This is a genomic window from Agromyces mediolanus (assembly GCF_023715325.1).
Taxonomy (GTDB): Bacteria; Actinomycetota; Actinomycetes; order Actinomycetales; family Microbacteriaceae; genus Agromyces; species Agromyces mediolanus_A.
On record NZ_JAMBNX010000006.1, the window covers coordinates 250,401 to 271,934 of the forward strand.

The 21,534-nt window shown below is 72.6% G+C and carries 18 protein-coding genes; 15 read left to right on the forward strand and 3 right to left on the reverse strand.

Features of this window, described 5'->3' with window-relative positions:
- Window positions 1–220 precede the first annotated feature (220 nt).
- From iolC to M3147_RS12835, 12 genes are all read left to right on the forward strand, one after another.
- Window positions 221–1,198, forward strand: a complete 978-nt coding sequence (gene iolC, locus M3147_RS12780) for a 5-dehydro-2-deoxygluconokinase (RefSeq protein WP_251203849.1) — start codon at window positions 221–223, stop codon at window positions 1,196–1,198.
- A complete protein-coding gene (locus M3147_RS12785) occupies window positions 1,191–2,123 on the forward strand; it encodes a Cgl0159 family (beta/alpha)8-fold protein (protein WP_251203850.1) in 933 nt (310 codons plus the stop codon). Before iolC ends, M3147_RS12785 begins: the two co-directional genes overlap by 8 nt.
- A complete protein-coding gene (gene iolB / locus M3147_RS12790; RefSeq protein ID WP_251203851.1) occupies window positions 2,120–3,040 on the forward strand; it encodes a 5-deoxy-glucuronate isomerase in 921 nt (306 codons plus the stop codon). Before M3147_RS12785 ends, iolB begins: the two co-directional genes overlap by 4 nt.
- A complete protein-coding gene (iolD, locus tag M3147_RS12795; protein ID WP_251203852.1) occupies window positions 3,037–4,947 on the forward strand; it encodes a 3D-(3,5/4)-trihydroxycyclohexane-1,2-dione acylhydrolase (decyclizing) in 1,911 nt (636 codons plus the stop codon). The genes iolB and iolD overlap by 4 nt, the downstream gene beginning before the upstream one ends.
- A 52-nt stretch (window positions 4,948–4,999) precedes the next feature.
- Complete coding sequence (locus M3147_RS12800; protein ID WP_251203853.1) at window positions 5,000–5,797, forward strand: 6-phosphogluconolactonase; 798 nt, start codon at window positions 5,000–5,002, stop codon at window positions 5,795–5,797.
- A gap of 107 nt (window positions 5,798–5,904) precedes the next feature.
- The gene (locus M3147_RS12805) at window positions 5,905–7,383 is read left to right on the forward strand and encodes a CehA/McbA family metallohydrolase (RefSeq protein WP_251203854.1); all 1,479 of its coding nucleotides are present in this window, start codon (window positions 5,905–5,907) and stop codon (window positions 7,381–7,383) included.
- Window positions 7,380–8,417, forward strand: coding sequence for an extracellular solute-binding protein (locus tag M3147_RS12810; RefSeq protein WP_251203855.1), 1,038 nt, complete (start codon window positions 7,380–7,382; stop codon window positions 8,415–8,417). Before M3147_RS12805 ends, M3147_RS12810 begins: the two co-directional genes overlap by 4 nt.
- Before the next feature lie 57 nt (window positions 8,418–8,474).
- The gene (locus M3147_RS12815) at window positions 8,475–10,208 is read left to right on the forward strand and encodes an ABC transporter permease (RefSeq protein WP_251203856.1); all 1,734 of its coding nucleotides are present in this window, start codon (window positions 8,475–8,477) and stop codon (window positions 10,206–10,208) included.
- A 16-nt stretch (window positions 10,209–10,224) separates the two neighbouring features.
- Window positions 10,225–11,352, forward strand: a complete 1,128-nt coding sequence (locus M3147_RS12820) for an ABC transporter ATP-binding protein (RefSeq protein ID WP_251203857.1) — start codon at window positions 10,225–10,227, stop codon at window positions 11,350–11,352.
- Window positions 11,353–11,378: 26 nt separating this feature from the next.
- Entirely contained in the window at window positions 11,379–12,272 is an 894-nt protein-coding gene (locus M3147_RS12825) for a TIM barrel protein (RefSeq protein ID WP_251203858.1), read from the forward strand.
- Complete coding sequence (locus M3147_RS12830) at window positions 12,269–13,231, forward strand: ROK family protein (protein ID WP_251203859.1); 963 nt, start codon at window positions 12,269–12,271, stop codon at window positions 13,229–13,231. Before M3147_RS12825 ends, M3147_RS12830 begins: the two co-directional genes overlap by 4 nt.
- Window positions 13,228–14,349 carry a Gfo/Idh/MocA family protein gene (locus M3147_RS12835; RefSeq protein ID WP_251203860.1) on the forward strand — a complete coding sequence of 374 codons (1,122 nt, stop codon included), beginning with the start codon at window positions 13,228–13,230 and terminating at the stop codon, window positions 14,347–14,349. Before M3147_RS12830 ends, M3147_RS12835 begins: the two co-directional genes overlap by 4 nt.
- A 181-nt stretch (window positions 14,350–14,530) precedes the next feature.
- On the opposite strand, the gene M3147_RS12840 is transcribed toward M3147_RS12835, so the two are convergent.
- The 3 genes from M3147_RS12840 to M3147_RS12850 all read right to left on the reverse strand — a co-directional run bounded on the left by M3147_RS12840 (window position 14,531) and on the right by M3147_RS12850 (window position 17,694).
- Window positions 14,531–15,253, reverse strand: a complete 723-nt coding sequence (locus M3147_RS12840) for a GntR family transcriptional regulator (RefSeq protein WP_251203873.1) — start codon at window positions 15,251–15,253, stop codon at window positions 14,531–14,533.
- A gap of 162 nt (window positions 15,254–15,415) precedes the next feature.
- Entirely contained in the window at window positions 15,416–16,831 is a 1,416-nt protein-coding gene (locus tag M3147_RS12845; RefSeq protein WP_251203861.1) for an APC family permease, read from the reverse strand.
- The gene (locus M3147_RS12850) at window positions 16,831–17,694 is read right to left on the reverse strand and encodes a carbon-nitrogen hydrolase family protein (protein ID WP_251203862.1); all 864 of its coding nucleotides are present in this window, start codon (window positions 17,692–17,694) and stop codon (window positions 16,831–16,833) included. Before M3147_RS12850 ends, M3147_RS12845 begins: the two co-directional genes overlap by 1 nt.
- An 87-nt stretch (window positions 17,695–17,781) precedes the next feature.
- On the opposite strand from M3147_RS12850, the gene M3147_RS12855 reads away from it, so the two are divergent.
- The 3 genes from M3147_RS12855 to M3147_RS12865 form a co-directional block, all read left to right on the forward strand.
- The gene (locus tag M3147_RS12855) at window positions 17,782–18,405 is read left to right on the forward strand and encodes a TetR/AcrR family transcriptional regulator (protein ID WP_251203863.1); all 624 of its coding nucleotides are present in this window, start codon (window positions 17,782–17,784) and stop codon (window positions 18,403–18,405) included.
- Window positions 18,402–18,944: a GNAT family N-acetyltransferase gene (locus tag M3147_RS12860; RefSeq protein ID WP_251203864.1), complete on the forward strand. Its 543-nt coding sequence runs from the start codon at window positions 18,402–18,404 to the stop codon at window positions 18,942–18,944. Before M3147_RS12855 ends, M3147_RS12860 begins: the two co-directional genes overlap by 4 nt.
- A 294-nt stretch (window positions 18,945–19,238) precedes the next feature.
- A partial coding sequence (locus M3147_RS12865) for an SdrD B-like domain-containing protein (RefSeq protein WP_285873826.1) occupies window positions 19,239–21,534 on the forward strand: 2,296 nt, incomplete at its 3' end.

A 21,534-nucleotide genomic window follows, 5' to 3' on the forward strand; every position in this document is an offset into this window, starting at 1 on the left:
AGCGATGTCGCTCGCGGGGTGGTCGGCATCGCTGCCGAGTTGGGGGAACGCCCGTGCGTCTCCGGCTGTCGCCTTCGGCGGCGCGGACGTCGTCATCGTGTCATGATGAGACCAATTAGTCCAGTTTCAGGACCAGTGGTCAGTTCGCTGATCCAACCATCCGCAATTCATGTTACTTTGTCAAGACAAAGTTCCCCCTCGAAACCGGAGCGCCAGCCGTATGAACCCCACCCCCGACGCCGCCCTCGACGTCCTGACCATCGGCCGGGTCGGCGTCGACCTGTACCCGCTCCAGGACGCGACGCCGCTCGAGGAGGTGTCGACCTTCGGCAAGTACCTCGGCGGCAGTGCGACCAACGTCGCCGTCGCGGCCGCGCGGCACGGCCTCTCCGCCGCCGTGATCACCCGCACCGGCGACGACCCGTTCGGCCGCTTCGTCGCCCAGGAACTCACCCGGCTCGGCGTCGACGCGCGCTTCGTCCAGGCCCTGCCCGGGCGCAAGACGCCGATCACGTTCTGCGAGATCTACCCGCCCGACGACTTCCCGCTCTACTTCTACCGCGACCCGATCGCCCCCGACCTCCTGATCGAGGCCGCCGAGCTCGATCTCGACGCCGTCCGCGACGCCCGCGTCTACTGGTCGACGGCGACGGGGCTCTCCGTCGAGCCGAGCCGCGCAGCGCACCTCGCCGCCTGGGCCGCGCGGGGCCGCGCCCCGCTCACGATCCTCGACCTCGACTACCGGCCGATGTTCTGGGAGCACGAGCAGCTCGCCCGCGAGCAGGTGTCCGCCGCCCTCGAGCACGTCACCGTCGCCGTCGGCAACCTCGACGAGTGCGACATCGCCGTCGGCGAGCGCGACCCGCAGCGGGCCGCCGACGCGCTCCTCGATCGCGGCGTCGAGCTCGCCGTCGTGAAGCAGGGGCCGCGCGGCGTGCTCGCGAAGACCCGCGAGGAAACCGTCGAGGTCCCGCCGCACGCCGTCGCCGTCGTCAACGGCCTCGGCGCCGGCGACGGCTTCGGCGGTGCGCTGTGCCGCGGGCTGCTCGCCGGCGAACCGCTCGAACGCGTCATCCGCTTCGCGAACGTCGCCGGTGCGATCGTCGCCGGCCGCCGCGAGTGCTCCACCGCCATGCCGACGAGCGACGAGGTCGAGGCCGCGCTCGCCGCGGCTGCCGAGGGGAGCCGGGATGCCTGAGCCGACCATCGCCGCCGAGCTCGCCGCGGGCGGGCTGCCGCCCGAGTCCTTCGCCGCGCTCCGCGAGGCGCGTGCCGCCGATCCCGACGCGATCGCCCGGGCGCTCGACGCGCGCCGGTCACGCCCGCTCCTGCGCGGGGACCGCCGGCTGTTCATCGTCGCGGCCGATCACCCGGCCCGAGGCGCCCTCGGCGTCCGCGACGACGACTTCGCCATGGCCGACCGCTACCGCCTGCTCGACCGGCTCGCCATCGCCCTCAGCCACCCCGGCGTCGACGGCGTGCTCGGCACCCCGGACGTCATCGAGGACCTCGCGCTCCTCGGCCTCCTCGACGACAAGATCGTCGTCGGCTCGATGAACCGGGGCGGCCTGCGCGGCGCCGCGTTCGAGATGGACGATCGGTACACGGGCTACGACGTGCCGACCATGGTGCGTTCCCGGCTCGACTTCGGCAAGCTCCTCGTGCGGGTCAACCTCGAGGACCGGGCCACCGCCCCGACGCTGCAGGCGACCGCCGACGCCGTCGGCCAGGCCGCCGCCGCCCGCCTGCCGATCATGCTGGAGCCGTTCATGAGCTCGTGGCGCGACGGGCGCATCGTCAACGACCTCAGCGCGGAGGCGGTCGTCACCTCGATGGCGATCGCCTCCGGCCTCGGCACGAGCTCGGCGTACTCCTGGTTGAAGCTGCCCGTGGTGCCCGAGATGGAGCGGGTGATGGCCGCCTCGACGCTGCCGACCCTGCTGCTCGGCGGCGACCCGCGCGAGCACCCCGACGAGACCTACGCCTCCTGGGCCGCCGCGCTCGAGCTGCCCGGCGTGCACGGCCTCGTCGTCGGACGCACCCTGCTCTACCCGGCCGACGGTGACGTGCGCGGGGCGATCGACACCGCCGCTCGCCTCGTGCACCCCGGAGGCCTCGCGTGAGCCCGCGCTGGCTGCACCGGCGCGGCGAACTCGCCGAAGGGCCGTGGGAGTCGGTCGTCGGCGACGGCCTCGAAGGCTGGAGCTGGACCGGGCTGCGTGTGGCCGAGCTCGCCGCCGGTGCGGCGCCGCTCACCCTGCCCGCCGGAGGACTCGAGCGGCTCGTCGTGCCGCTCTCGGGCGCCTTCGTGCTCGAGCTCGAGCACGCCGACGGGCGGCACGAGCGCCTCGAGCTGCACGGCCGCGCCTCGGTCTTCGCCGGCCCGAGCGACGTCGCCTACCTCGGCGTGGGCACCGCGGCGACGCTCAGCGGTACCGGGCGGGTGGCCGTCGCGGAGGCGCCGAGCGACGAGCGGCACCCCTCGCGGCGGATCGCTGCCGACGAGGTGCCGGTCGAGCTCCGCGGCGCCGGACGCTCGAGCCGCCAGGTGCACAACTTCGGCACGCCGGAGACGCTCGCCGCCGGCCGCTTCATCGTCTGCGAGGTGATCACCCCGTCCGAGAACTGGTCGTCGTACCCGCCGCACAAGCACGACGAGCAGCGGCCCGGCGTGGAGTCGCAGCTCGAGGAGATCTACTACTTCGAGGCGGCCGTGACGCGCGGAGCGGAGGCGCCTTCCGGCGCCCGGCCGTTCGGGCTGTTCTCCACGGCGAGCTCCCCGGCCGGCGAGATCGAGATCGACGGCCGGGTGGGCACGGGCGACATCGCCCTCGTCCCCTTCGGCTACCACGGGCCGGCCGTCGCCGCGCCCGGCTACGACCTGTACTACCTGAACGTCATGGCCGGCCCCGGGCCGGAGCGCGCCTGGCGGATCAGCGACGACCCCGCGCACGCCTGGGTGCGGCACAGCTGGGAGGGGCAGGACGTCGACCCCCGACTGCCCTACCTCGCCCCCATCACGGACGGAGCACGCGAATGACCGAACGACGCAGCGCCACCCGGCGGATGACCGTGAGCCAGGCCCTCGTCGAGTTCCTGGCCAATCAGTGGACCGTCGACGGCGACGTGCGCGAACGCACCATCGCCGGCACCTTCGGCATCTTCGGCCACGGCAACATCGCCGGGGTCGCGCAGGCGCTGAAGCAGCTCGCCCGCGAGGACCCGGCGCGGATGCCGTACCACCAGGCCCGCAACGAGCAGGCGATGGTGCACCAGGCCGTCGGCTACGCGCGGATGCACCGCCGGCGGGCGACCTTCGCGTGCACCGCCTCCGTCGGCCCCGGCGCGACGAACATGCTGACGGGGGCCGCCCTCGCCACCACCAACCGGCTGCCGGTGCTGCTGCTGCCCTCGGACACCTTCGCGACGCGCGTCGCCGACCCGGTGCTGCAGCAGCTCGAGCTGCCGCACGACGCGACAGTGTCGGTGAACGACGCGTTCCGTCCGCTCTCGCGCTTCTTCGACCGGGTGAGTCGCCCGGAGCAGCTCTTCTCGGCGGCGCTCGGCGCGATGCGCGTGCTCACCGATCCCGTGGAGACCGGCGCCGTGACGATCTCGCTGCCGGAGGACGTGCAGGCCGAGCTCATCGACGTGCCCCTCGAGTTCCTCCGCGAGCGCGAGTGGCACGTGCGCCGCCCGCAGCCGGAGCCGGGCGAGCTCGCCCGGGCCGTGGCGGCGATCCGCGGCGCCGCGTCCCCGCTCATCGTCGCCGGCGGCGGCGTGCTGTACTCCGACGCCGCCGACGAGCTGCGCCGCTTCGCCGAGGCCACGGGCATCGCGGTCGCCACGACCCAGGCGGGCGTCGGGGCGCTGCCGTGGGACCACCCGCTCGCGGCGGGCTCGGTCGGCGCGACCGGCACCACGACCGCCAACCGGCTCGCCGCCGAGGCCGACGTCGTGATCGGGATCGGCACGAGGTACAGCGACTTCACGACCGCGTCGCGCTCGGCGTTCCAGCATCCAGGGGTGCGCTTCGTGAACCTCAACGTCGCGAGCTTCGACGCGATGAAGCACGGCACCGAGCTGCCGCTCGTGGCCGACGCCAGGGCGGGGCTCGCCGCGCTCGGCGCCGAGCTCGCCGGCTACGCCACCTCGTCGGGGTACCGGGGCGCGCTCGCCGAGGGCAAGGCCGCCTGGGACGGCGTGGTGGATGCCGCGTTCGCCCCGAGCGGGCGCCCGCGCCCCGCGCAGTCGGAGATCATCGGCGCCGTCCAGGCGGCGAGTGATCCCCGCGACGTCGTCGTCTGCGCGGCGGGTTCGCTGCCCGGCGACCTGCACAAGCTGTGGCGGGTGCGCGACGATCTCGGCTACCACGTCGAGTACGCCTACTCCTGCATGGGCTACGAGATCGCGGGCGGCCTCGGCGTGCGCCGCGGCGCGCCCGACCGCGACGTGATCGTCATGGTGGGCGACGGCTCGTATCTGATGATGCACACCGAGATCGTCACGGCGGTCGCGGAGGGCCTGAAAGTCGTCATCGTGCTGATCCAGAACCACGGCTACGCGTCGATCGGCGCGCTGAGCGACACGGTCGGCACCGACCGCTACGGCACGCGGTACCGCTATCAGGATGCCGAGTCGAACGATGTGGACCCGGAACGCCCGCTCCCCGTCGATCTCGCGGCGAACGCGGCGAGCCTCGGCATCGACGTCGTGCGCATCGAGCCGGGGCCGGACGTCGTCGCCGAGCTCGGCGCGGCCGTGCGCGCGGCGAAGGCGTCGTCGACCGCCACCCTGATCCACGTCGAGAGCGACCCGCTCGTTCCCGCCCCCGACGGCGGCGGCTGGTGGGACGTGCCCGTCGCGGCCGTCTCGGAGCTGCCGAGCACGCAGCGCGCCCGTGCGGCGTACGAGGCGGCCCGCGAGGCGCAGCGCCCGCTCGTCTGAGCCCGCGCGACCGAATCATCGGGGCGCCCCGCCGCCCCTCGAGAGGAGAACCATGTCCACCGTCCCGGAGACCCACGTGCTGGCCGACGCAGACGCCGTCGCCGACTTCGTCGCGGCCCGCATCGCCGACGGCATCGAGCGCGCGCGCGACGCCGGTGCCGACTACGTGCTCGGCTGCCCGAGCGGACGCACGCCGCTGCCGACGTACCGGGCGCTCGCGCGCCTCGTGCGCGAGCGCGCGCTCGCTATCTCGCACGTACGCATCGCGCTGATGGACGACTACGTGGTCGAGACCGAGTCGGGCTTCCGCAACGTCGATCTCGAGGCGCACAACAGCTGCCGGCGCTTCGTGCGCGACGAAGTGGTGGGCCCGCTGAACGCGGCGGCCGCCGACGAGGGGATGGCGGAGGACCGGCTGCTGCAGCCGGACCCGGCGAACCCGGAGGCGTACGACGAACTGCTCAGCGAGGCCGGCGGCATCGACTGCTTCCTCCTCGCGAGCGGCGCCGGCGACGGGCACGTCGCCTTCAACCCGCCCGGCTCGGCCCTGGACAGCGGCAGCCGGGTGGTGCGGCTCGCGGAGCAGACCCGCATCGACAACCTCGGCACCTTCCCGGAGTTCGGCTCGCTCGACGCGGTGCCGACGCACGGGCTCACGGTCGGGATCGGCACGATCGCCCGGCTGTCGCGCAGCGCGGTGATGATCATCACGACGGCGGAGAAGCGTCGGGCCTTCGAGCGGATCAGCACCGCCGGCGCGTACGACCCGGAGTGGCCGGCGACCGTCGTCTCGGAGTGCGAGGACGCCCTCGTCGTCGCGGATCGCGCCGCCGCCGGCGTCGGCGGCTAACCGTCGGCCGCCCTCGATCCGACTTTGTCTTGTCAAATTGACATGCTGACAAATCTGGTCGAGGATGGGACTGCGCTCGCGCACCTCCCCCGATTCAAGGACGCATCATGACCGCCACCTCCGCCGACCGATCCGGCGCCCTGCTGCTCGACGTCGCCGACGTGCTGCGCGGGCCGGTGCCCGGCGAGTACCTCGATCGCGTGGTCGCGGTGCCGGCCGGCACGGGGGAGCTGCGGGTCGAGCTCGACTACGACAAGGTCACCGACCGCTTCCAGCTGTACGCCGCGCTCGTCGACCCGCACGGCGTGTTCCGCGGGCACGTGCAGTGCCCCGGCGGCCCCGGCCCGCGGGAGCTGCGGTTCGTCGTCGGTGAGCGCACCGCGAGCCCCGGCGCCATCGCCGGACCGATCCCCGCGGGCGAGTGGACGCTCAGGATCGACCTCGACCGCTTCCGTGAGGACGGCCCGTACGCGTTGCGACTCATCGCCGTGCCCGGGGCGCCCGAGGTATCCGCACCGCCCGAGGCATCCGCTCCCACCGCGCCGTCCGCGACGTCGTCGCGCCCGGACGGGACGAGGGCCGCCCCCGGGCGGAGCTGGCTCCGCGGGGAGCTGCACTGCCACTCGGTGCACAGCGACGGGCGCGACGAGGTCGCCGCGATCGTCGCCGAGGCGGGCACCCGCGGCCTCGACTTCCTCGCGCTCAGCGACCACTTCACCTGGAGCCACTGGGGGCCGCTCGCCGAGGCGGCCGCCTCGGCCGGCGGGCCGATCGTGCTGCCCTCCATCGAGGTCACCACCCACCGCGGTCACGGCAACGCGCACGGCCTGCGCGAGTGGGTCGACGTGTACGTCGACGGGCCCGAGCGGGGCGCGGGCGAGCTCGTCCGCGAGGTCCACGCGCAGGGCGGGCTGTTCGGGGTCAACCACCCCTTCAGCGGCCAGCAGGCCTGGCGGCGCGCCGACGTGCCGTGGGCGGAGGTCGACCTGCTCGAGGTCGTGAACCAGGGGCAGGACGCCAACAACGACGCCGCCATCGGCCTCTGGGACCGGCTGCTCGCCGAGGGCCACGACCTCGCCCCCGTCGCCGGCACCGACTGCCACGAACTCGGCGACCCGGCCCAGCGCCTGGGCCAGGTGGTCACCGCCGTTCGGGTCGCCGAACGGTCTACCGAGGGGCTGCTCGACGGGCTCCGCCGCGCCGCCACCGTCGTCACCCGCGGAGCCGAGCTCGACCTGCGGCTCCGCAGCGACGGCCGCGAAGCCGGGCTCGGCGAGCACCTCGAGCTCGGAGCCCGCCCCGTCGAGCTCGAGATCGACTTCCGCATCGACGTGCCCTGCGCGCTGTTCGTCATCCGCGACGGCCTGATGTGGTTCCAGGGCGACGTCGAGCCCGGCGACTCCCGGCTCGCCCTCGTCGACGACGAGCCCGTCGCCGCGGCGTACCGCGTCGAGCTGCACCGCCGCTCCGACGACCCGAGGCACTGGGCGTCCGCCTGGCGCTCGCACGAGTCCTTCGAGGCCCTCACGAGCTTCGTCCGCACGGTCCATCGCACCACCACGCACACGCACGAAGGAGAATCATGAAGCACGGCAGGAAGTTCGCCGCGGTCGGCATCGCCGCCGTCTCGGCCTCGCTCGTCCTGAGCGGCTGCAGCGCCATCGTCGGCGGCCAGCCCTCGGGCGGCGACGACTCGGCCGAGTCCGGCACCGTCGTCGTCTACGCGGCCCACGGCCCCGAGGTGACCGACCCGATCATCGCCGCGTTCGAGAAGGCGTATCCCGACATCTCGGTCTCGCTCACCGCGAGCCCCGGCACGGGCGAGCTCATCAGCCGGGTCGAGAGCGAGATGAAGAACCCCCTCGGCGACGTCGCCTGGGGCGGTTCGAGCGAGAACTACGCCGCCGCCTCGGCCGACGCCTTCGCCGCGGTCGAGCTGGAGAACGACGCGGCCACCGTCGTCACCGACCCCGAGCACAAGTGGCACGCCACCGACGCGCTGTTCCAGGCCATCGCGGTGAACACCGAGCGCGTCACCGACGCGTCGAGCTACCCCGAGAGCTTCGAGGACCTGGCCGACCCGAAGTGGCGCGAGGCCGGCCAGATCGCCTTCGCGAACCCGCGCTCGTCCGGCACCTCCTACTCGCTGCTCGCCGCCATGGTGACCGCGCACGACTGGGACTTCCTCGACGGCTTCCTGCCGAACGCGAAGGTCGTCGACGGCAGCTCGCAGATGTTCGACGGCGTGCGCACCGGCGAGTACGCGCTCGGCTTCATCAACGAGGACCTCGGCGCCACCTGGGTCGCCGAGGGCGCCCCGCTCGAGCTCATCTACCCGAGTGACGTCGTCTCGAACCAGATCGGCGTCGCCGCCGTCATCGAGGGCGCGAAGCACCCGAAGGCCGCCGAGACCTTCGTGAACTACCTCATGTCGAAGGAGGCGCAGCAGCTCATGGTCGACGAGGTCGGCCGCCGCTCGGCCCGCACCGACGTCGCCCCGCCCGCCGGCCTGCCCGCCGCCGACGAGCTGAAGCTCGCCGCTCCGGACCCCGCGGTCTTCGCGACCGACAAGGACGCCGTGCTCACCCGCTTCGACGAGAAGCTCGCGAGCGCCAAGTAATCCATCCCCGAGGCCGGGCCGACGCGAGGCGTCGGCCCGGCCGGAAACGGTGCCAACATGCCTAGCAACGACCTGCGGGACCGCGTCGAACCGCTCGAGGAGACGCTCGCGCCGCCCGCACCCGTCCCCGTCAAGCGCCGCGCGAGCCGTCGACCCGGCGTCTGGCTCCTCGTCGCGCTCGGGCTGCTCCTGCTCCTCGCCTCGACGATCGTGCTCCCGCAGCTCCGGCTCGTCGGCGAGGCGTTCACGGACGACGGCGGCTTCTCGTTCGCGAACTTCATCGAGTTCTTCACGACGCCGAGGTTCCAGGAAGCCATCCTGAACTCGCTCGTCGTCGCGGTCGTCGCTGGCGTGCTCGCCTGCGCCGTCGCGGTGCCGGCCGCCTACGTGCTCGCGCAGTTCGACCTGCCGGGCCGCAACGGCTTCCTCACCCTCGCCACGATGGCGACCGTGTCGCCGCCCTTCCTCGGCGCCTACGCCTGGGTGCTGCTGCTCGGCCGCGGCGGCATCCTCACCACCCAGCTTCGGGCCTGGGGCATCGAGCTGCCGTTCGACACCATCATCGGGCCCGGCGGCATCGTCTGGGTGACGGTCTGGGCCACCCAGGCGCTCGTGTTCCTGCTCGCCTACGACGCGTTCCGGGCGATCGACCCGAGCCTCGACGAGGCCTCCTCGAGCGTCGGCGCCGGCCCCTGGCGCACCCGCCTGCGGATCGTGCTGCCGATGGCCGTCCCGGCCCTCGTCACCGGCTTCTACATGTCGAGCATGAAGATCTTCACCGACTTCGGCACGCCGCTCATCATCGGCGGCGGCACCCCGATGCTGCCGACGGCCGTCTACTACGAGTTCCTCTCCGAGGTCTCGACGAACCCGGCCATCGCCTCCGCCGGCAGCCTCGTCATGCTCGGCGTCGCCTGCATCGCCCTCGCGCTCCAGCAGTGGGCGCTGCGCCGCCGCACCTACGCCTCGGTGTCGAGCCGGCGCCGTCCGCTCCAGCCGGTGCGCGGCGTGAAGAAGGGCCTCATGATCGCCTACCTCGGCGTCGTCTTCGGCTTCTCCTTCGTGCCGCACCTCGTCGTCGTCGGCACGAGCCTGCTGACCTGGAAGGCCGGCATCCTGAAGTGGGTCCCGACCTTCGACAACTACGTGCGGCTCTTCGACGAGAACCTCGAGGTCATCCTGATGAGCCTGCTGCTCGCGGGGATCGCCTGCGTGCTCTGCGTCATCGTCGCCGTGCTCGTCGCGTACCTCACCGTGCGCCGCCGTTACACGGTCATCAGCCCCGCGCTGAACGTCATCACGATGGTGCCGTACATCATCCCGGGCACGGTGCTCGCGATCGGCCTCATCCTCGCCTTCGGCAGCGGCCCGCTGATCCTCACCGGCACGGCGACGATCCTCGTGCTGGCGTACTTCATCCGCCGCATCCCCTATGTGACGAAGTCGATCGAGGCCGCGCTCACGCAGGTGCACCCCGCCCTCGAGGAGGCGGCGATGAGCGTCGGTGCGAAGCCGATGCGCGCGTTCCGGCAGATCACCGTCCCGCTCGTGCGCCCCGCGATCGTCTCCGGGGGCACCGTCGGCTTCCTGCAGATGGTCACCGAGCTGAGCGCCACGGTGATGCTGTACTCCGTGCCGTTCATCACGATGACGGTGGTCATCTTCACCAACGCCATGCAGCCGGCGAGCCCCTTCGGCGTCGCCTCCGCGATGACGGTCGTGCTGATGCTGGCCGTCTACATCCCGCTGTACTTCGTGCGGCGCAAGTTCGCCTCGGTCACGAGCGTCTAGAGAAAGCGAGAGAGCAATGGAACGTGGCAACGGAGTCGCCGTCGGCGTCGAGGCGATCAGCAAGGAGTTCCCCGGGCACGTCGCGCTGAAAGGCGTCGACCTCGAGATCGAGGCGCGCTCGTTCACGACGCTCCTCGGGCCCTCGGGCTGCGGCAAGACGACACTGCTGCGCATCCTCGCGGGCTTCGAGACCGCGACGAGCGGCCGGGTCACCTTCGACGGGCGCGACATCGCCCGGATGCCGTCGTGGAAGCGCAACATCGGCTTCGTCTTCCAGAACTACGCCCTCTGGCCGCACATGAGCATCCGCGACAACATCGCCTACGGGCTGAAGCTGCGCAAGCTCGGCAAGGAGCAGATCGCGGAGCGTGTCGCCGAGTCGCTGCGGATGGTCGGCCTCGACGGGCGCGCCGAGGCGTTCCCCGGGCAGCTGTCCGGCGGGCAGCAGCAGCGTGTCGCCATCGCCCGCGCCCTCGCGCTCCGGCCGAACGTGCTGCTCCTCGACGAGCCGCTGTCGAACCTCGACGCGAAGATGCGCATCGGCATGCGTCAGGAGCTGCTGCGCCTCCAGCGCGAGGTCGGCATCACCGCCGTCTACGTGACGCACGACCAGGAGGAGGCGCTCGAGATGAGCGACCAGGTCGCGGTCATGCACGACGGCCGGATCGACCAGGTCGGCTCGCCGCAGGCGATCTACGAGACGCCCGAGACGGCGTTCGTCGCCTCCTTCATCGGCCACGTGACGCTCCTCGGCGGCGTGAGCGACGGCGCGGGCGGATTCCGCTCCGACCTGCCGATCGCCGGCGCGTTGCCCGCGTTCGACGGCGCCCTGCCCACCGGTCGGGTACAGCTCGTGCTGCGGCCGGAGGACCTCGACCTCGTCGACGACGTCGAGCACGCGCACCTCCGCGGCACCCTGGTGCGTTCGAGCTACCACGGTCGCGGCTACCGTTCGGCGCTGCGACTGGCCGACGGCACGCTGTGCGAGGTCGACCACCGCCGTCCGGTGGCGGCCGCCACCGGCGAGGAGGCCGGCATCCGCGTGGGCGCCGCGGCCCTCGTGCCCGAGTCCGACGACTACTATCGCGAGGCGGCGCCCGAGGCCGAGTCGGCCGAGGAACTCGTCGCCGCGCCGGCCGCGTGAGCGACCGTACGAAGAAGGAGCAGCAGATGCGCATCGGTTCGGCCCCCGTCAGCTTCGGCATCCACGGCGGGGCGGATGTCTCCAAGCTCGCCGCGACCCCGCGCGAGCTCGTCGCGGCGATGGCCGCGGCCGGCTACACCGGCTCGGAGCTCGGCCCGCCCGGGTTCTTCGGCACTCCCGAGGAGACGGCGACCCTGTTCGCCGACCACGGCCTCGCGGTCCTCGGCGCCTACGTGCCGCTGCACCTCAGCCAGCCCGACGAGGTCATGGCCGCCGACCTGGAGGGCATGCGCCGCACGCTGGACGAGCTCGCCGCGGCGGGCGGCGACGGACTCGCGATCCTCGCCGACGAGGGCGACGAGGCGATCATCGCGCACCCCTTCCGGCCGAACGCCGAACGCGGCCTCGACGCCGCGCAGTGGGACCTCGCGCTCGAGCGGCTCGCCGCGGCCGAGGAGCTGGCCCGGGCGGCGGGGCTCCGCACGAGCTTCCACCCGCACTTCGGCACCTACGTGGAGCAGGCACCCGAGATCGACGTGCTGCTGCAGCAGAGCGGCATCGGCCTCTGCCTCGACACCGGCCACTTCGTGCTCGGCGGCGCCGACCCGGTCGCGTACCTCCGCGAGTGGGGCCACCGGGTGAACCACGTGCACGTGAAGGACGTCCGCCCCGCCGTGCTCGAGGCCGCCAAGGCTTCGGGCAACGAGCGCATCGACGACTGGTGGGACGAGGTCTCGGTGCCGCTCGGCACCGGCGACGGCCCGCTCGAGGAGTTCCTCGCCGAGCTCGGCCGCAGCGACTACGACGGCTGGCTCGTCGTCGAGCAGGACGGCGCGCCCGCGACCGCCGAGACCTGGGACCGCATCGTCGGCGACCAGCGGCACAACCACGACTGGATCGCCGGGCGGCTCGGCCGATGACCGAGGCCGTGCTCGCCCTCGACGTCGGGGGCACGAAGGCGCACGGCGCACTCGTCGACCGCGAGTACCGGCTGCTCGACGAGGGCTTCGCGCGGACGGCCGGGCGCGACCCCGGCCTCGCGGCGACGCTCGGTCTCGCCGCCGGACTGCTCGAGCGGGCCGCGCGCGCCGGGACGACGGTGCGCGCGGTCGTCGCCGGCTTCCCCGAGTACGTCTCGAACGACGGCGTCGTCACCGCGCACGAGGTGCTCGACTGGACCGTGCAGCCCGGGGAGGCGCTCGCCGCGCTCGCGGGCGGCGTCCCGGTCCGTGTCGCGAGCGACGTGAAGGCGGGTGCGCTCGGCGAGCTCGCCCTCGGCCGCGGGCGCGAGCACGACGGCTTCGTCTACGTTTCGCTCGGCACCGGCATCTCCACCGCGATCGTGCTCGATCGCCGCGTCCACGACGGCGCGCGCGGCGAGGCGATCGGCTTCGGCGAGTGGTCGGTGCCCGCGGAGCTCGACCCCGCCTGGCGCGGCAACCTCGAGGGCTTCGCCTCCGGCTCCGGCATCGCCGCGCGCTACCTCGCGCGCACCGGGACCGAGCTCCCCGAGGGAGGCGCGCGCGGCGTCCTCGAGGCGGATGCCTCGGGCGACCCCGTCGCGGCCGAGATCGTCGACAGCGCCGCCGCCGCGATCGGGCGCGCCATCGCGCAGCTCGTCTCGCTGCTCGACCCGCCCGCCATCGTGCTGGCGGGCGGCCTCGGCTCCGCGGACACGCGGCTGGCCCGAGGCATCCGCACCGAGTACGAGCGCATCGCGTCGCGCCGGCCGTCGCCGCCGCCGCTCCTGCCGAGCGGCGTGCCCACGAACCCCGGACTCCTGGGCGCCGCCGCGCTCGCCTGGGAGCTCGCCACCGCCTCCGAGGCCGCGCCATCGCTCGCGGCCGCCCCAGCATCACGAGAAGAGAGAACCGCATGACCGCACCCGTCCGCATCGCCGTGATCGGCGCAGGCACCATCACCCAGTCGGTGCACCTGCCGAGCCTCGCGCGCGCCGGCTACGAGATCGCCGTCGTCTGCGACCTGTCGCCGTCGCGCGTCGCCGAGGTCACCGGGCGCACCGGCATCCGCGGCACCACCTCCCCGGCCGAGGCGATCGCCGCGCCCGAGGTCGAGGCCGTGCTCATCGCCACGCCCGGCTCGCACGCGCAGCTCGCGCTCGCCGCCATCCGCGCCGGCAAGCACGTGCTCGCCGAGAAGCCGCTCGCCCTCACCATCGCCGAGATCGAGGAGCTCGAGGCGGCCGCCGCCGAGGCCGGCGTCGTCGCGCAGGTCGGCTACATGAAGATGTACGACCCGCTCACCGAGCGGGCGCGTGCTGAGCTCGCCGAGCTCGTCGACGTGCGGCTCGTGCGCATCACCGTCGCCCACCCCGACGACCTGCCCCAGGTCGACCACCTGCGGATGACGCCCCCGCAGCCCGACGCCGACCTCGCGGAGATCGAGCGCGCCCAGGCGTACGAGGCCGAGCAGTCGGCCATCGCCCTGCCCGGCGCGTCCGACGCGGTGCAGCGCTACTACCGGAACGTGCTGAACGGCTCGGTCGTGCACGAGTTCAGCCTCCTGCGCGCGCTCGGCCTGGAGCTGCCCGAGGCGTGGACCGCCGAGGCGTTCCCCACCCTCGAGGGCAGCGCCCCGGCCTCCCTCATCGCAACGGCCGCGGTCGGCGACGTGCGGTACGTGCTGAGCTGGAACTGGCTCCCCGAGTACCCGGAGTACGACGAGGAGCTGAAGGTGCTCGCCGCGAACGGCCGCCTCGAGTACCACCTCGCGAAGCCGTACCTGCTGGAGGAGCGCAGCCGGCTCCGCGTCGAGCGGAACGCCGGGCTCGAGCGCCGCGACACGAGCTACGCCGACGGCTACGAGACCGGGTTCCTGCGCCAGCTCGACGCCTTCGCGCGGGCCATCCGCCACGGCGAGCCGGTCGTGTCCGATTTCGCGGGAGCCAAGCGCGACGTGCGCAGCCTGCAGGCGCTCGCCAAGGCGATCGGCGCCGCCCGCGGCGAGACGATCCGCACGGAGACCGACGCCTCCTGAGCCCGTCCCTCAAACGACGAGTTGCCCGACTTTCATGAAAGTCGGGCAACTCGTCGTTCGGGTGTCGCTGAGCTCGTCGAAGCGGGTGGTTCGCTGAGCTGGTCGAAGCGGGCGGTTCGCTGAGCTCGTCGAAGCGGCCGCTCGACGGGCTCGGCCCCTCGACGGGCTCGGGGAACCAGGGCTACTTCTGCACGAGCGTGACGTCGAAGGAGTACAGGTCGGGGCGGTAGCAGTGCGTGCCGAGCTCCACCGCGCGTCCGGAGTCGTCGAAGACGGTCCGCGAGGCGGTGAGCACCGGGGCGCCGTCCTCCAGCTCCAGCAGCTCGCTCTCGTCGGTGCTCGCACGCCGGGCGCCGATCCGCTGTCTCGCGACCCGCATGGTCGTGCCGCGCGAGCGCAGCACCTGGTAGAGGCCGTAGCTCTGCAGGGCGGCCGTGTCGAGGTCGAGGTAGTCGGCGGGCAGCACGTTGTCGAGCACCGCGACCGGCACCCCGTCGGCCGATCGCAGGCGGCGCAGGTGCAGCGTGTCGCTGCCGAGCGGCACCGCGAGCGCCTCGGCGACCGCCGCGCTCGCGGGGAGCGTCTCACGGGAGAGCAGCTCGGTGGTCGGCACCTGGCCGCCGCGCACGAGGTCGTCGAAGAGGCTCGTGAGCTCGAGTCCGCGCGTGACCTGGCCCTGCACGACCTGCGTGCCGATGCCCCGACGGCGCACGAGCAGGCCCTTGTCGACGACCTCCTGGATGGCGCGACGGATCGTCGGCCGCGAGATGCCGAGCCGCTCGCTGAGCGCGATCTCGTTCTCGATGCGGGACCCGGCGGGCAGGGCGTGCGAGGTGATCGCCGACTCGATGCGCTCGGCGACCTGGTAGTACAGCGGCACCGGACTCGACCGATCGAGGTCCATGAACAGCTCCGGCGGGAAGGGGGCGTCGCCCGCCGTCGTCGTCTCTGCCACGTCTGCCTCCGAGCCTGGATATGTCAAGACAAATATAGGTGCTCGGTGCGGCATCCGGCTCGGTTTTCCTGCGGCGGGGCGCGGGTCTCGACCGCGCGCCCCGCCGACGGGCTACGGCGCGGGGACCGTCGCGGAGTCCGGGTCGGCCTTCGCCGGGGCGAGATCCCCGGTCTCCTCCTCGAGGCGCGGCACGGGCCGACGGAAGCCGCGGGTCGCGATCGCGAGCACGACCACGCCCAGGACGAGCCAGGCGCCGCCGATCATGAACGCGGTGTCGTGGAGCTGCGAGAACAGCGACAGGTCGATCGCGATGCCCGCGATCGGCACGAGCGAGAGCAGCACCGACGCCCAGCGCGCTCGCTTCGCGCGCGTGCGCCAGATCCACGCGAGGAAGGCGGCGTTCACGAGCGCGAAGGCGAGGAAGGCGCCGAAGTTGATGAGCGCGGTCGCCTGCGCGATGTCGAGCAGCATGCCGATCATCCCGATTCCGGCGATCAGCAGGATGTTCACCCACGGCACCCGGAACGCGTTCAGCCGGCCGAAGAGCCGGCGCGGCAGCACGCCGTCCCGGCCGATGACGTAGAGCAGCCGGCTCGAGGTCGCCTGGATCGCGAGGCCCGAACCGAAGGCCGCGATGATGCCGACGAGGTTGATGACGTTCGCGAGCGACTCGCCGCCCGCCGCGACGAGCAGCGAGTAGCCGGCGATGTCGGGGTTCTCGAAGTCGCCGCCGGGGTGCGCGAGCTGCATCACGAAGGAGACGCCGACGAAGATCGCGCCGCCGATCAGCACCACGAGGATGATGCCGAGCGGGATGGTGCGGCGGGGGTTCCTGGTCTCCTCGCTGAGGGTCGACACGGCGTCGAAGCCGAGGAACGAGTACGCGGCGACGGCGGCGGCCGCGGCGACGGCGAGGACCGAGGCATCCGGTCCCCAGAAGGCGGCCGCCGGCTCCGGCGCCGGACCCGATCCGCTGACGAGGAAGCCGATGATGACCGCGGTGCTCGTCGCGACGAGCGCCATCGCCGCGATGGTGAGCCAGGTGTTGACCCGGTCGGCGAGGGTGATGCCGAGCAGGTTCACGAGGGTCGTCGGCACGATGTTCACGAGCACCCACACCCAGAGCGGCACGTCGGGGAACTGCGCGTTCAGATACACCGACTGGATGAGCCACGCGACCATCGGCAGGAACAGGTAGTCGAGCAGGATCACCCAGCCGGCGAGGAAGCCCGCGTGCCGGCCGAGCAGACGGCCGACGTAGCTGTACGAGGAGCCGGAACTCGGGTAGGCGCGGGCGAGCATGGCGTAGGAGACGGCGGTGAGGCCCATCGCGACGGTCGCGACGAGGTAGGCCGTCGGGGCCGCGCCGCCGCTCGTCGAGGACACCACGCCGAAGGTCGAGGTGACGATGCCGGGCGCCATGTACGCGAGGCCGAAGAACACGACGCCGGCGAGGCCGAGCCGGCGGAGCAGCCGGCGCTCGGTGGACGGCGGGGCGGGCTCGGCGGCGGGGGAGGGGGTGGACACTAGCGGTTCTCCTTCGAACGGGGGTGCCAGCTCGACGGCTCGATGCGGCCGTCGTAGAGGGGGAGGGTGATGGGGGCGTCGCCCTCGCGGAACTGCGACCATGGGCGGGAGACGCCGGCCGTGCCGCGATCGCGGGTGAGCTCGGTGAGGCCGAAGTCGACGACGACGGTCAGCACCTCCTCGGAGGCGTCGGGCGAGGCGGCGCGCACCGAGCCGGTCGGGTCGACGACGAGGGATCGGCCGCGGCCGGTGGGCGCGGCGGCGTTGATCGAGGCGATCCAGAGCTGGTTCATCACGGCGTTGCCGCGCACGATCGCGAGCTCCTGCTCGCGATCGCTGGTGGCGGTCTGGACCAGGTTCAGGATGACGTCGGCACCGAGCCAGGCGAGGTGCCTGGCGTGCTCCGGGAACCAGATGTCGTAGCAGATCGAGAGCCCGATGCGCCCGAGACCGGGCAGCTCGAACACCTCGAAGCGATCGCCGGGCGCCGCCGACTCGGCCGGACGCCAGGGGAAGATCTTGCGATAGCTCGCGACCCGCTCGCCGCTCGGTGCGAAGACGAGCGCGGTGTTGTGCACCGCGCCGCGCTCGCCGCGTTCGTAGACGGTGCCGGGCGCGAGCCAGATGCCGAGCTCTCGCGCCAGAGCGCCGAGCGCGTCGAGGCGAGGGTCGTCGATCGGGCGGGCGGATGCCTCGATGCGCTCTGCCGTGTCGGCCGCGTCGAGATGCAGCTCCGGGAAGGCCCAGAACTCGGCGGTGGGATTGCGCCGGACGAGCGTGCGCAGTCGCTCGCCGAAGGCTTCCACCTCGAATCGGGGCTCCGCCGCCACCTGGGCGAGCGCCATCGTCAGACTCCGCGTCATCGCAGACCTCCATTTATTCGTCAAAGTTTGAAGAATGAATATACGGCCTGTCAAGCGTTCGTCAAAGGAACGTGGAAGAATTGCCCCATGGCGCGACCACGGAACCAGGCGCAGCGACGCAGCGAGCTCGTCACGGTCACGTCCCGGCTGCTCATCGAGCGCGGCGCATCGGCGGCGCGCCTCACCGACATCGCCGAAGCCGCGAAGCTCACGCCGGCGTCGGTGTCGTACTACTACCCCGAGCTTCCCGCACTGTACGCGGAGACGTACGCGACCGCCGCGCTCGAGTACATCGCGCGGCGCCGCGAGCGGGTCGCGCAGATCCCGGGAGCCGCGGCTCGGCTCGCGGAGTGCCTCCGGCTCGGCATCCCGATCGCGGGGGAGCCGTCGTTCGACGCGACCGTGCTGCTCATCGAGCTCGGCGCGCAGTGCGTGCGCGACCAGGGCTTCGAGGCGCCCGCCACCGAGTTCGAACGCGCGCAGCTCGAGCTGTTCGAGGAGATCGTGCGCGACGGTGTCGACGGCGGCGACTTCCGCACCGAGCTCGCGCCCGCCCGCGTCGCCCGCCTGCTCCTCGCCGCCGAGGACGGCCTGGCCGGGCCCGTCATCACGGGGCGGCTCACGAGCGAGGAGGCGCTCGCCACGATCCTCGATCTCGGGGGCGCCCTGCTCGGGACGACCTTGCCCGTGCCGGCGGACGTGGCGCGATGATCTCGCCCATCGAACTCGACGGTGGCATCGAGTTGCGGGCGATCGCCCGGGGCGACGGGGCTGCGCTCGCCGCGGCGTACGAGCGCAACCGTGCGCACCTCGCGCCGTGGGAGCCCGAGCGCACGCCGGAGTTCTTCAGCGCCACCGTTCAGGAGCGCGAGGTCGGTGCGAGCCTGCGCCGGCTCGCGGAGGGGACCGCGATCCCGCTCGTGCTGGCCGAGCCGGCCGGGCGGATCGTCGGCCGGGTGAACCTCAGCGAGGTCGTGCGCGGGGTGTTCCTGAACGCCCACCTCGGCTACTGGATCGACGCCGAGCTGCAGGGTCGTGGGCTCGCGACCGCAGCCGTCGGCGGAGCACTGCACTTCGCCCGCCGCGCGGGACTCCACCGGGTGCAGGCCGGCACGCTCGTGCACAACTCCGCCTCACAGACGGTGCTGGAGCGCAACGGCTTCACGCGGATCGGGCTCGCCCCGCGCTACCTCCGCATCGCTGGGGACTGGCGGGATCACGTGCTGTTCCAGCGGCTCCTGGAGGACTGAGCCGCGCGGAGCCCGGCCGGCGGCGCCGCATCGACCCTGGGATCCCGGAACGAGCCCGCCCGGCGTGCGCTCGGCTGACCGCCGTGCCATCCGCCCGACCCCCTCGCCGATTCAATCAGCGTCGCTCCTCGGTTCTGCGGTATTCGGCCGGTTGGACAAATCCTCGGGTCCGAGAGTAGCCTGACAGGCGGTGTGGTATCCCGAGATGTCGATCGATCGATCACGAGTGGCTTCGCTCGCCGGGCCCGATGCCGGCCCACCGCACCAGAGCAGACGAGGGGACGCTTCATGAACATGCGACGGAGAACCGACGCACGGCCGCGCCGGGTCGCGGCGATCGTGCTGACGATCGCGATGGCCACGGGCGGGCTGGCGGCGATGGCCGTCGGGCCGGCGCCCGCCGCCTCGGCCGCCGAGCAGAACGGGTACGTCTTCAACGACGCCTGGGAGCTGACGGGCGACGACGTCAGCACCCAGTACTCGCCGAACTCGCCCGGGTACCACGCCGCGAGCAGCCAGCTTCCGACCCGCTTCGGGCCGATCCAGATCACGGCGGACTTCCAGCCGAATCCCGACCGCAGCCCGGGCTCGACGGTGCTCCGGCCGGGTGCGACGCAGAGCAACTTCGGCGGCCAGGCCGAGATGTTCACCGGTGCGCCGAATCCCGGTGATCTGCCGGCGCTCGGGGTGTACTCGAACGGCTCCGCGGGGTGCGGCGGGCCGCTCGGCTCGGCCGGGCACCAGAACACCGCCGAGCTCTGCGACGTCGGCGTGCTGACCTTCACCTTCTCGAAGCCGGTGACCGATCCGATCCTCGACATGTCCGGCCTGGGCGGCCTCGCCTGGACGTCGGAGCCGAACGGGCAGTCGAAGGCTCGGGGCTCCTTCAACGCCACGGTCTGGCGCCTCGCCTCCGCCGACGTCGCCCTCGCCGAACTCTCGGGGGGTGCCACGAACCTCACCACCGACGGCACGGTTCTCTCGGTGGCGAACCGCAACACCCAGGGCCAGTGCAACCAGCGGCCGCAGCTGAACCCGGGCACCGAGGTCGCCACCCCGATGCCGGACTACAGTGGCTGCGGCTCGGTGACGCTCTCCGGCACCTTCACCTCGGTGTCCTTCGACATCGCCGTGCTGGCCACGCCGTTCACCCAGTTCCCCGCCGCGACGTACGGCACGGGCTCCGCGTACTTCGTGGACGACGGCACGGGCGCCTTCGACGGCATCAACGGCGGGAACATCACGCCGAGCGAGACGAGCCTGACGGGCCACCCGAGCCCCTCCCAGAACTCCGACCTCCACCGCATCTCGCTGCGGTTGCCCCAGCTCGGCGCGATCGGCGATCGCGTCTGGCACGACGAGAACGGCGACGGCGTTCAGGATGCCGGCGAACCGGGGCTCGAGGGCGTCACGGTGGAGCTCCTCGACGGCAACGGCGAACCCGTGCTCGACGAGAACGGCCAGCCGGTCACGACGACCACCGGGCCCGACGGCGAGTACTCCTTCGGCGAGCTGCCGTTCGGGGCCTACAAGGTGCGCATGAGCGGTGCCCCCGCGGGCATGGCGCCGACCGTCCGCGGCGCGGGCGGCGACTCGGCGGCCGACTCGGACCTCGACCGGGCGACCGGCGAGTCGGAGGTCGTCGAACTCGATTCCGCGCGCCCGACGGTCGACGACCTCGACGGCGGATTCGTGGTGCTCCCGGCGGCGGCCGACGACGAGTCGCACGGCAACCGCATCGGCGACCCGGTGACCGTGCCGACCCTCGGCAACGACGAGGGCGAGCTCGATCCCTCGACGGTGAAGATCACCGACCCCGGCTCGGGCGAGCCGGTGACCGAGCTCGTGGTGCCCGGCGAGGGCACCTGGACCGTTGACCCCGACACGGGTGAGATCACCTTCACCCCGGAGGCCGGGTTCACCGGCAATCCGACGCCGATCGACTACACCGTGTCCGACGCGAACGGCAACGAGACGGGCGCCACCGTGACCGTGACGTATCTGCCGGAAGCGGTGGACGACGAGTCGCTGAACAATGCGCAGGGCTCGACGGTGACGGTCCCGACGGTGGACAACGACCGGGGCGAGCTCGATCCCTCGACGGTGAAGATCACCGACCCCGGCTCGGGCGACCCGGTGACCGAGCTCGTGGTGCCCGGCGAGGGCACCTGGACCGTTGACCCCGACACGGGTGAGATCACCTTCACCCCGGAGGCCGGGTTCACCGGCAATCCGACCCCGATCGACTACACCGTGTCCGACGCGAACGGCAACGAGACGGGCGCCACCGTGACCGTGACGTATCTGCCGGAAGCGGTGGACGACGAGTCGCTGAACAATCCGCAGGGCTCGACGGTGACGGTCCCGACGGTGGACAACGACCGGGGCGAGCTCGATCCCTCGACGGTGAAGATCACCGACCCCGCCTCGGGCGACCCGGTGACCGAGCTCGTGGTGCCCGGTGAGGGCACCTGGACCGTTGACCCCGACACGGGTGAGATCACCTTCACCCCGGAGGCCGGGTTCACCGGCAATCCGACCCCGATCGACTACACCGTGTCCGACGCGAACGGCAACGAGACGGGCGCCA

Bases quoted from the DNA above. Each gene is read 5' to 3' on its own strand.
- iolC (WP_251203849.1), top strand. From the start codon at position 221: ATGAACCCCACCCCCGACGCCGCCCTCGACGTCCTGACCATCGGCCGG.
- M3147_RS12785 (WP_251203850.1), top strand. From the start codon at position 1,191: ATGCCTGAGCCGACCATCGCCGCCGAGCTCGCCGCGGGCGGGCTGCCG.
- iolD (WP_251203852.1), top strand. From the start codon at position 3,037: ATGACCGAACGACGCAGCGCCACCCGGCGGATGACCGTGAGCCAGGCC.
- M3147_RS12800 (WP_251203853.1), top strand. From the start codon at position 5,000: ATGTCCACCGTCCCGGAGACCCACGTGCTGGCCGACGCAGACGCCGTC.
- M3147_RS12805 (WP_251203854.1), top strand. From the start codon at position 5,905: ATGACCGCCACCTCCGCCGACCGATCCGGCGCCCTGCTGCTCGACGTC.
- M3147_RS12810 (WP_251203855.1), top strand. From the start codon at position 7,380: ATGAAGCACGGCAGGAAGTTCGCCGCGGTCGGCATCGCCGCCGTCTCG.
- M3147_RS12815 (WP_251203856.1), top strand. From the start codon at position 8,475: ATGCCTAGCAACGACCTGCGGGACCGCGTCGAACCGCTCGAGGAGACG.
- M3147_RS12820 (WP_251203857.1), top strand. From the start codon at position 10,225: ATGGAACGTGGCAACGGAGTCGCCGTCGGCGTCGAGGCGATCAGCAAG.
- M3147_RS12825 (WP_251203858.1), top strand. From the start codon at position 11,379: ATGCGCATCGGTTCGGCCCCCGTCAGCTTCGGCATCCACGGCGGGGCG.
- M3147_RS12830 (WP_251203859.1), top strand. From the start codon at position 12,269: ATGACCGAGGCCGTGCTCGCCCTCGACGTCGGGGGCACGAAGGCGCAC.
- M3147_RS12835 (WP_251203860.1), top strand. From the start codon at position 13,228: ATGACCGCACCCGTCCGCATCGCCGTGATCGGCGCAGGCACCATCACC.
- M3147_RS12840 (WP_251203873.1), bottom strand. From the start codon at position 15,253: ATGGACCTCGATCGGTCGAGTCCGGTGCCGCTGTACTACCAGGTCGCC.
- M3147_RS12850 (WP_251203862.1), bottom strand. From the start codon at position 17,694: ATGACGCGGAGTCTGACGATGGCGCTCGCCCAGGTGGCGGCGGAGCCC.
- M3147_RS12855 (WP_251203863.1), top strand. From the start codon at position 17,782: ATGGCGCGACCACGGAACCAGGCGCAGCGACGCAGCGAGCTCGTCACG.
- M3147_RS12860 (WP_251203864.1), top strand. From the start codon at position 18,402: ATGATCTCGCCCATCGAACTCGACGGTGGCATCGAGTTGCGGGCGATC.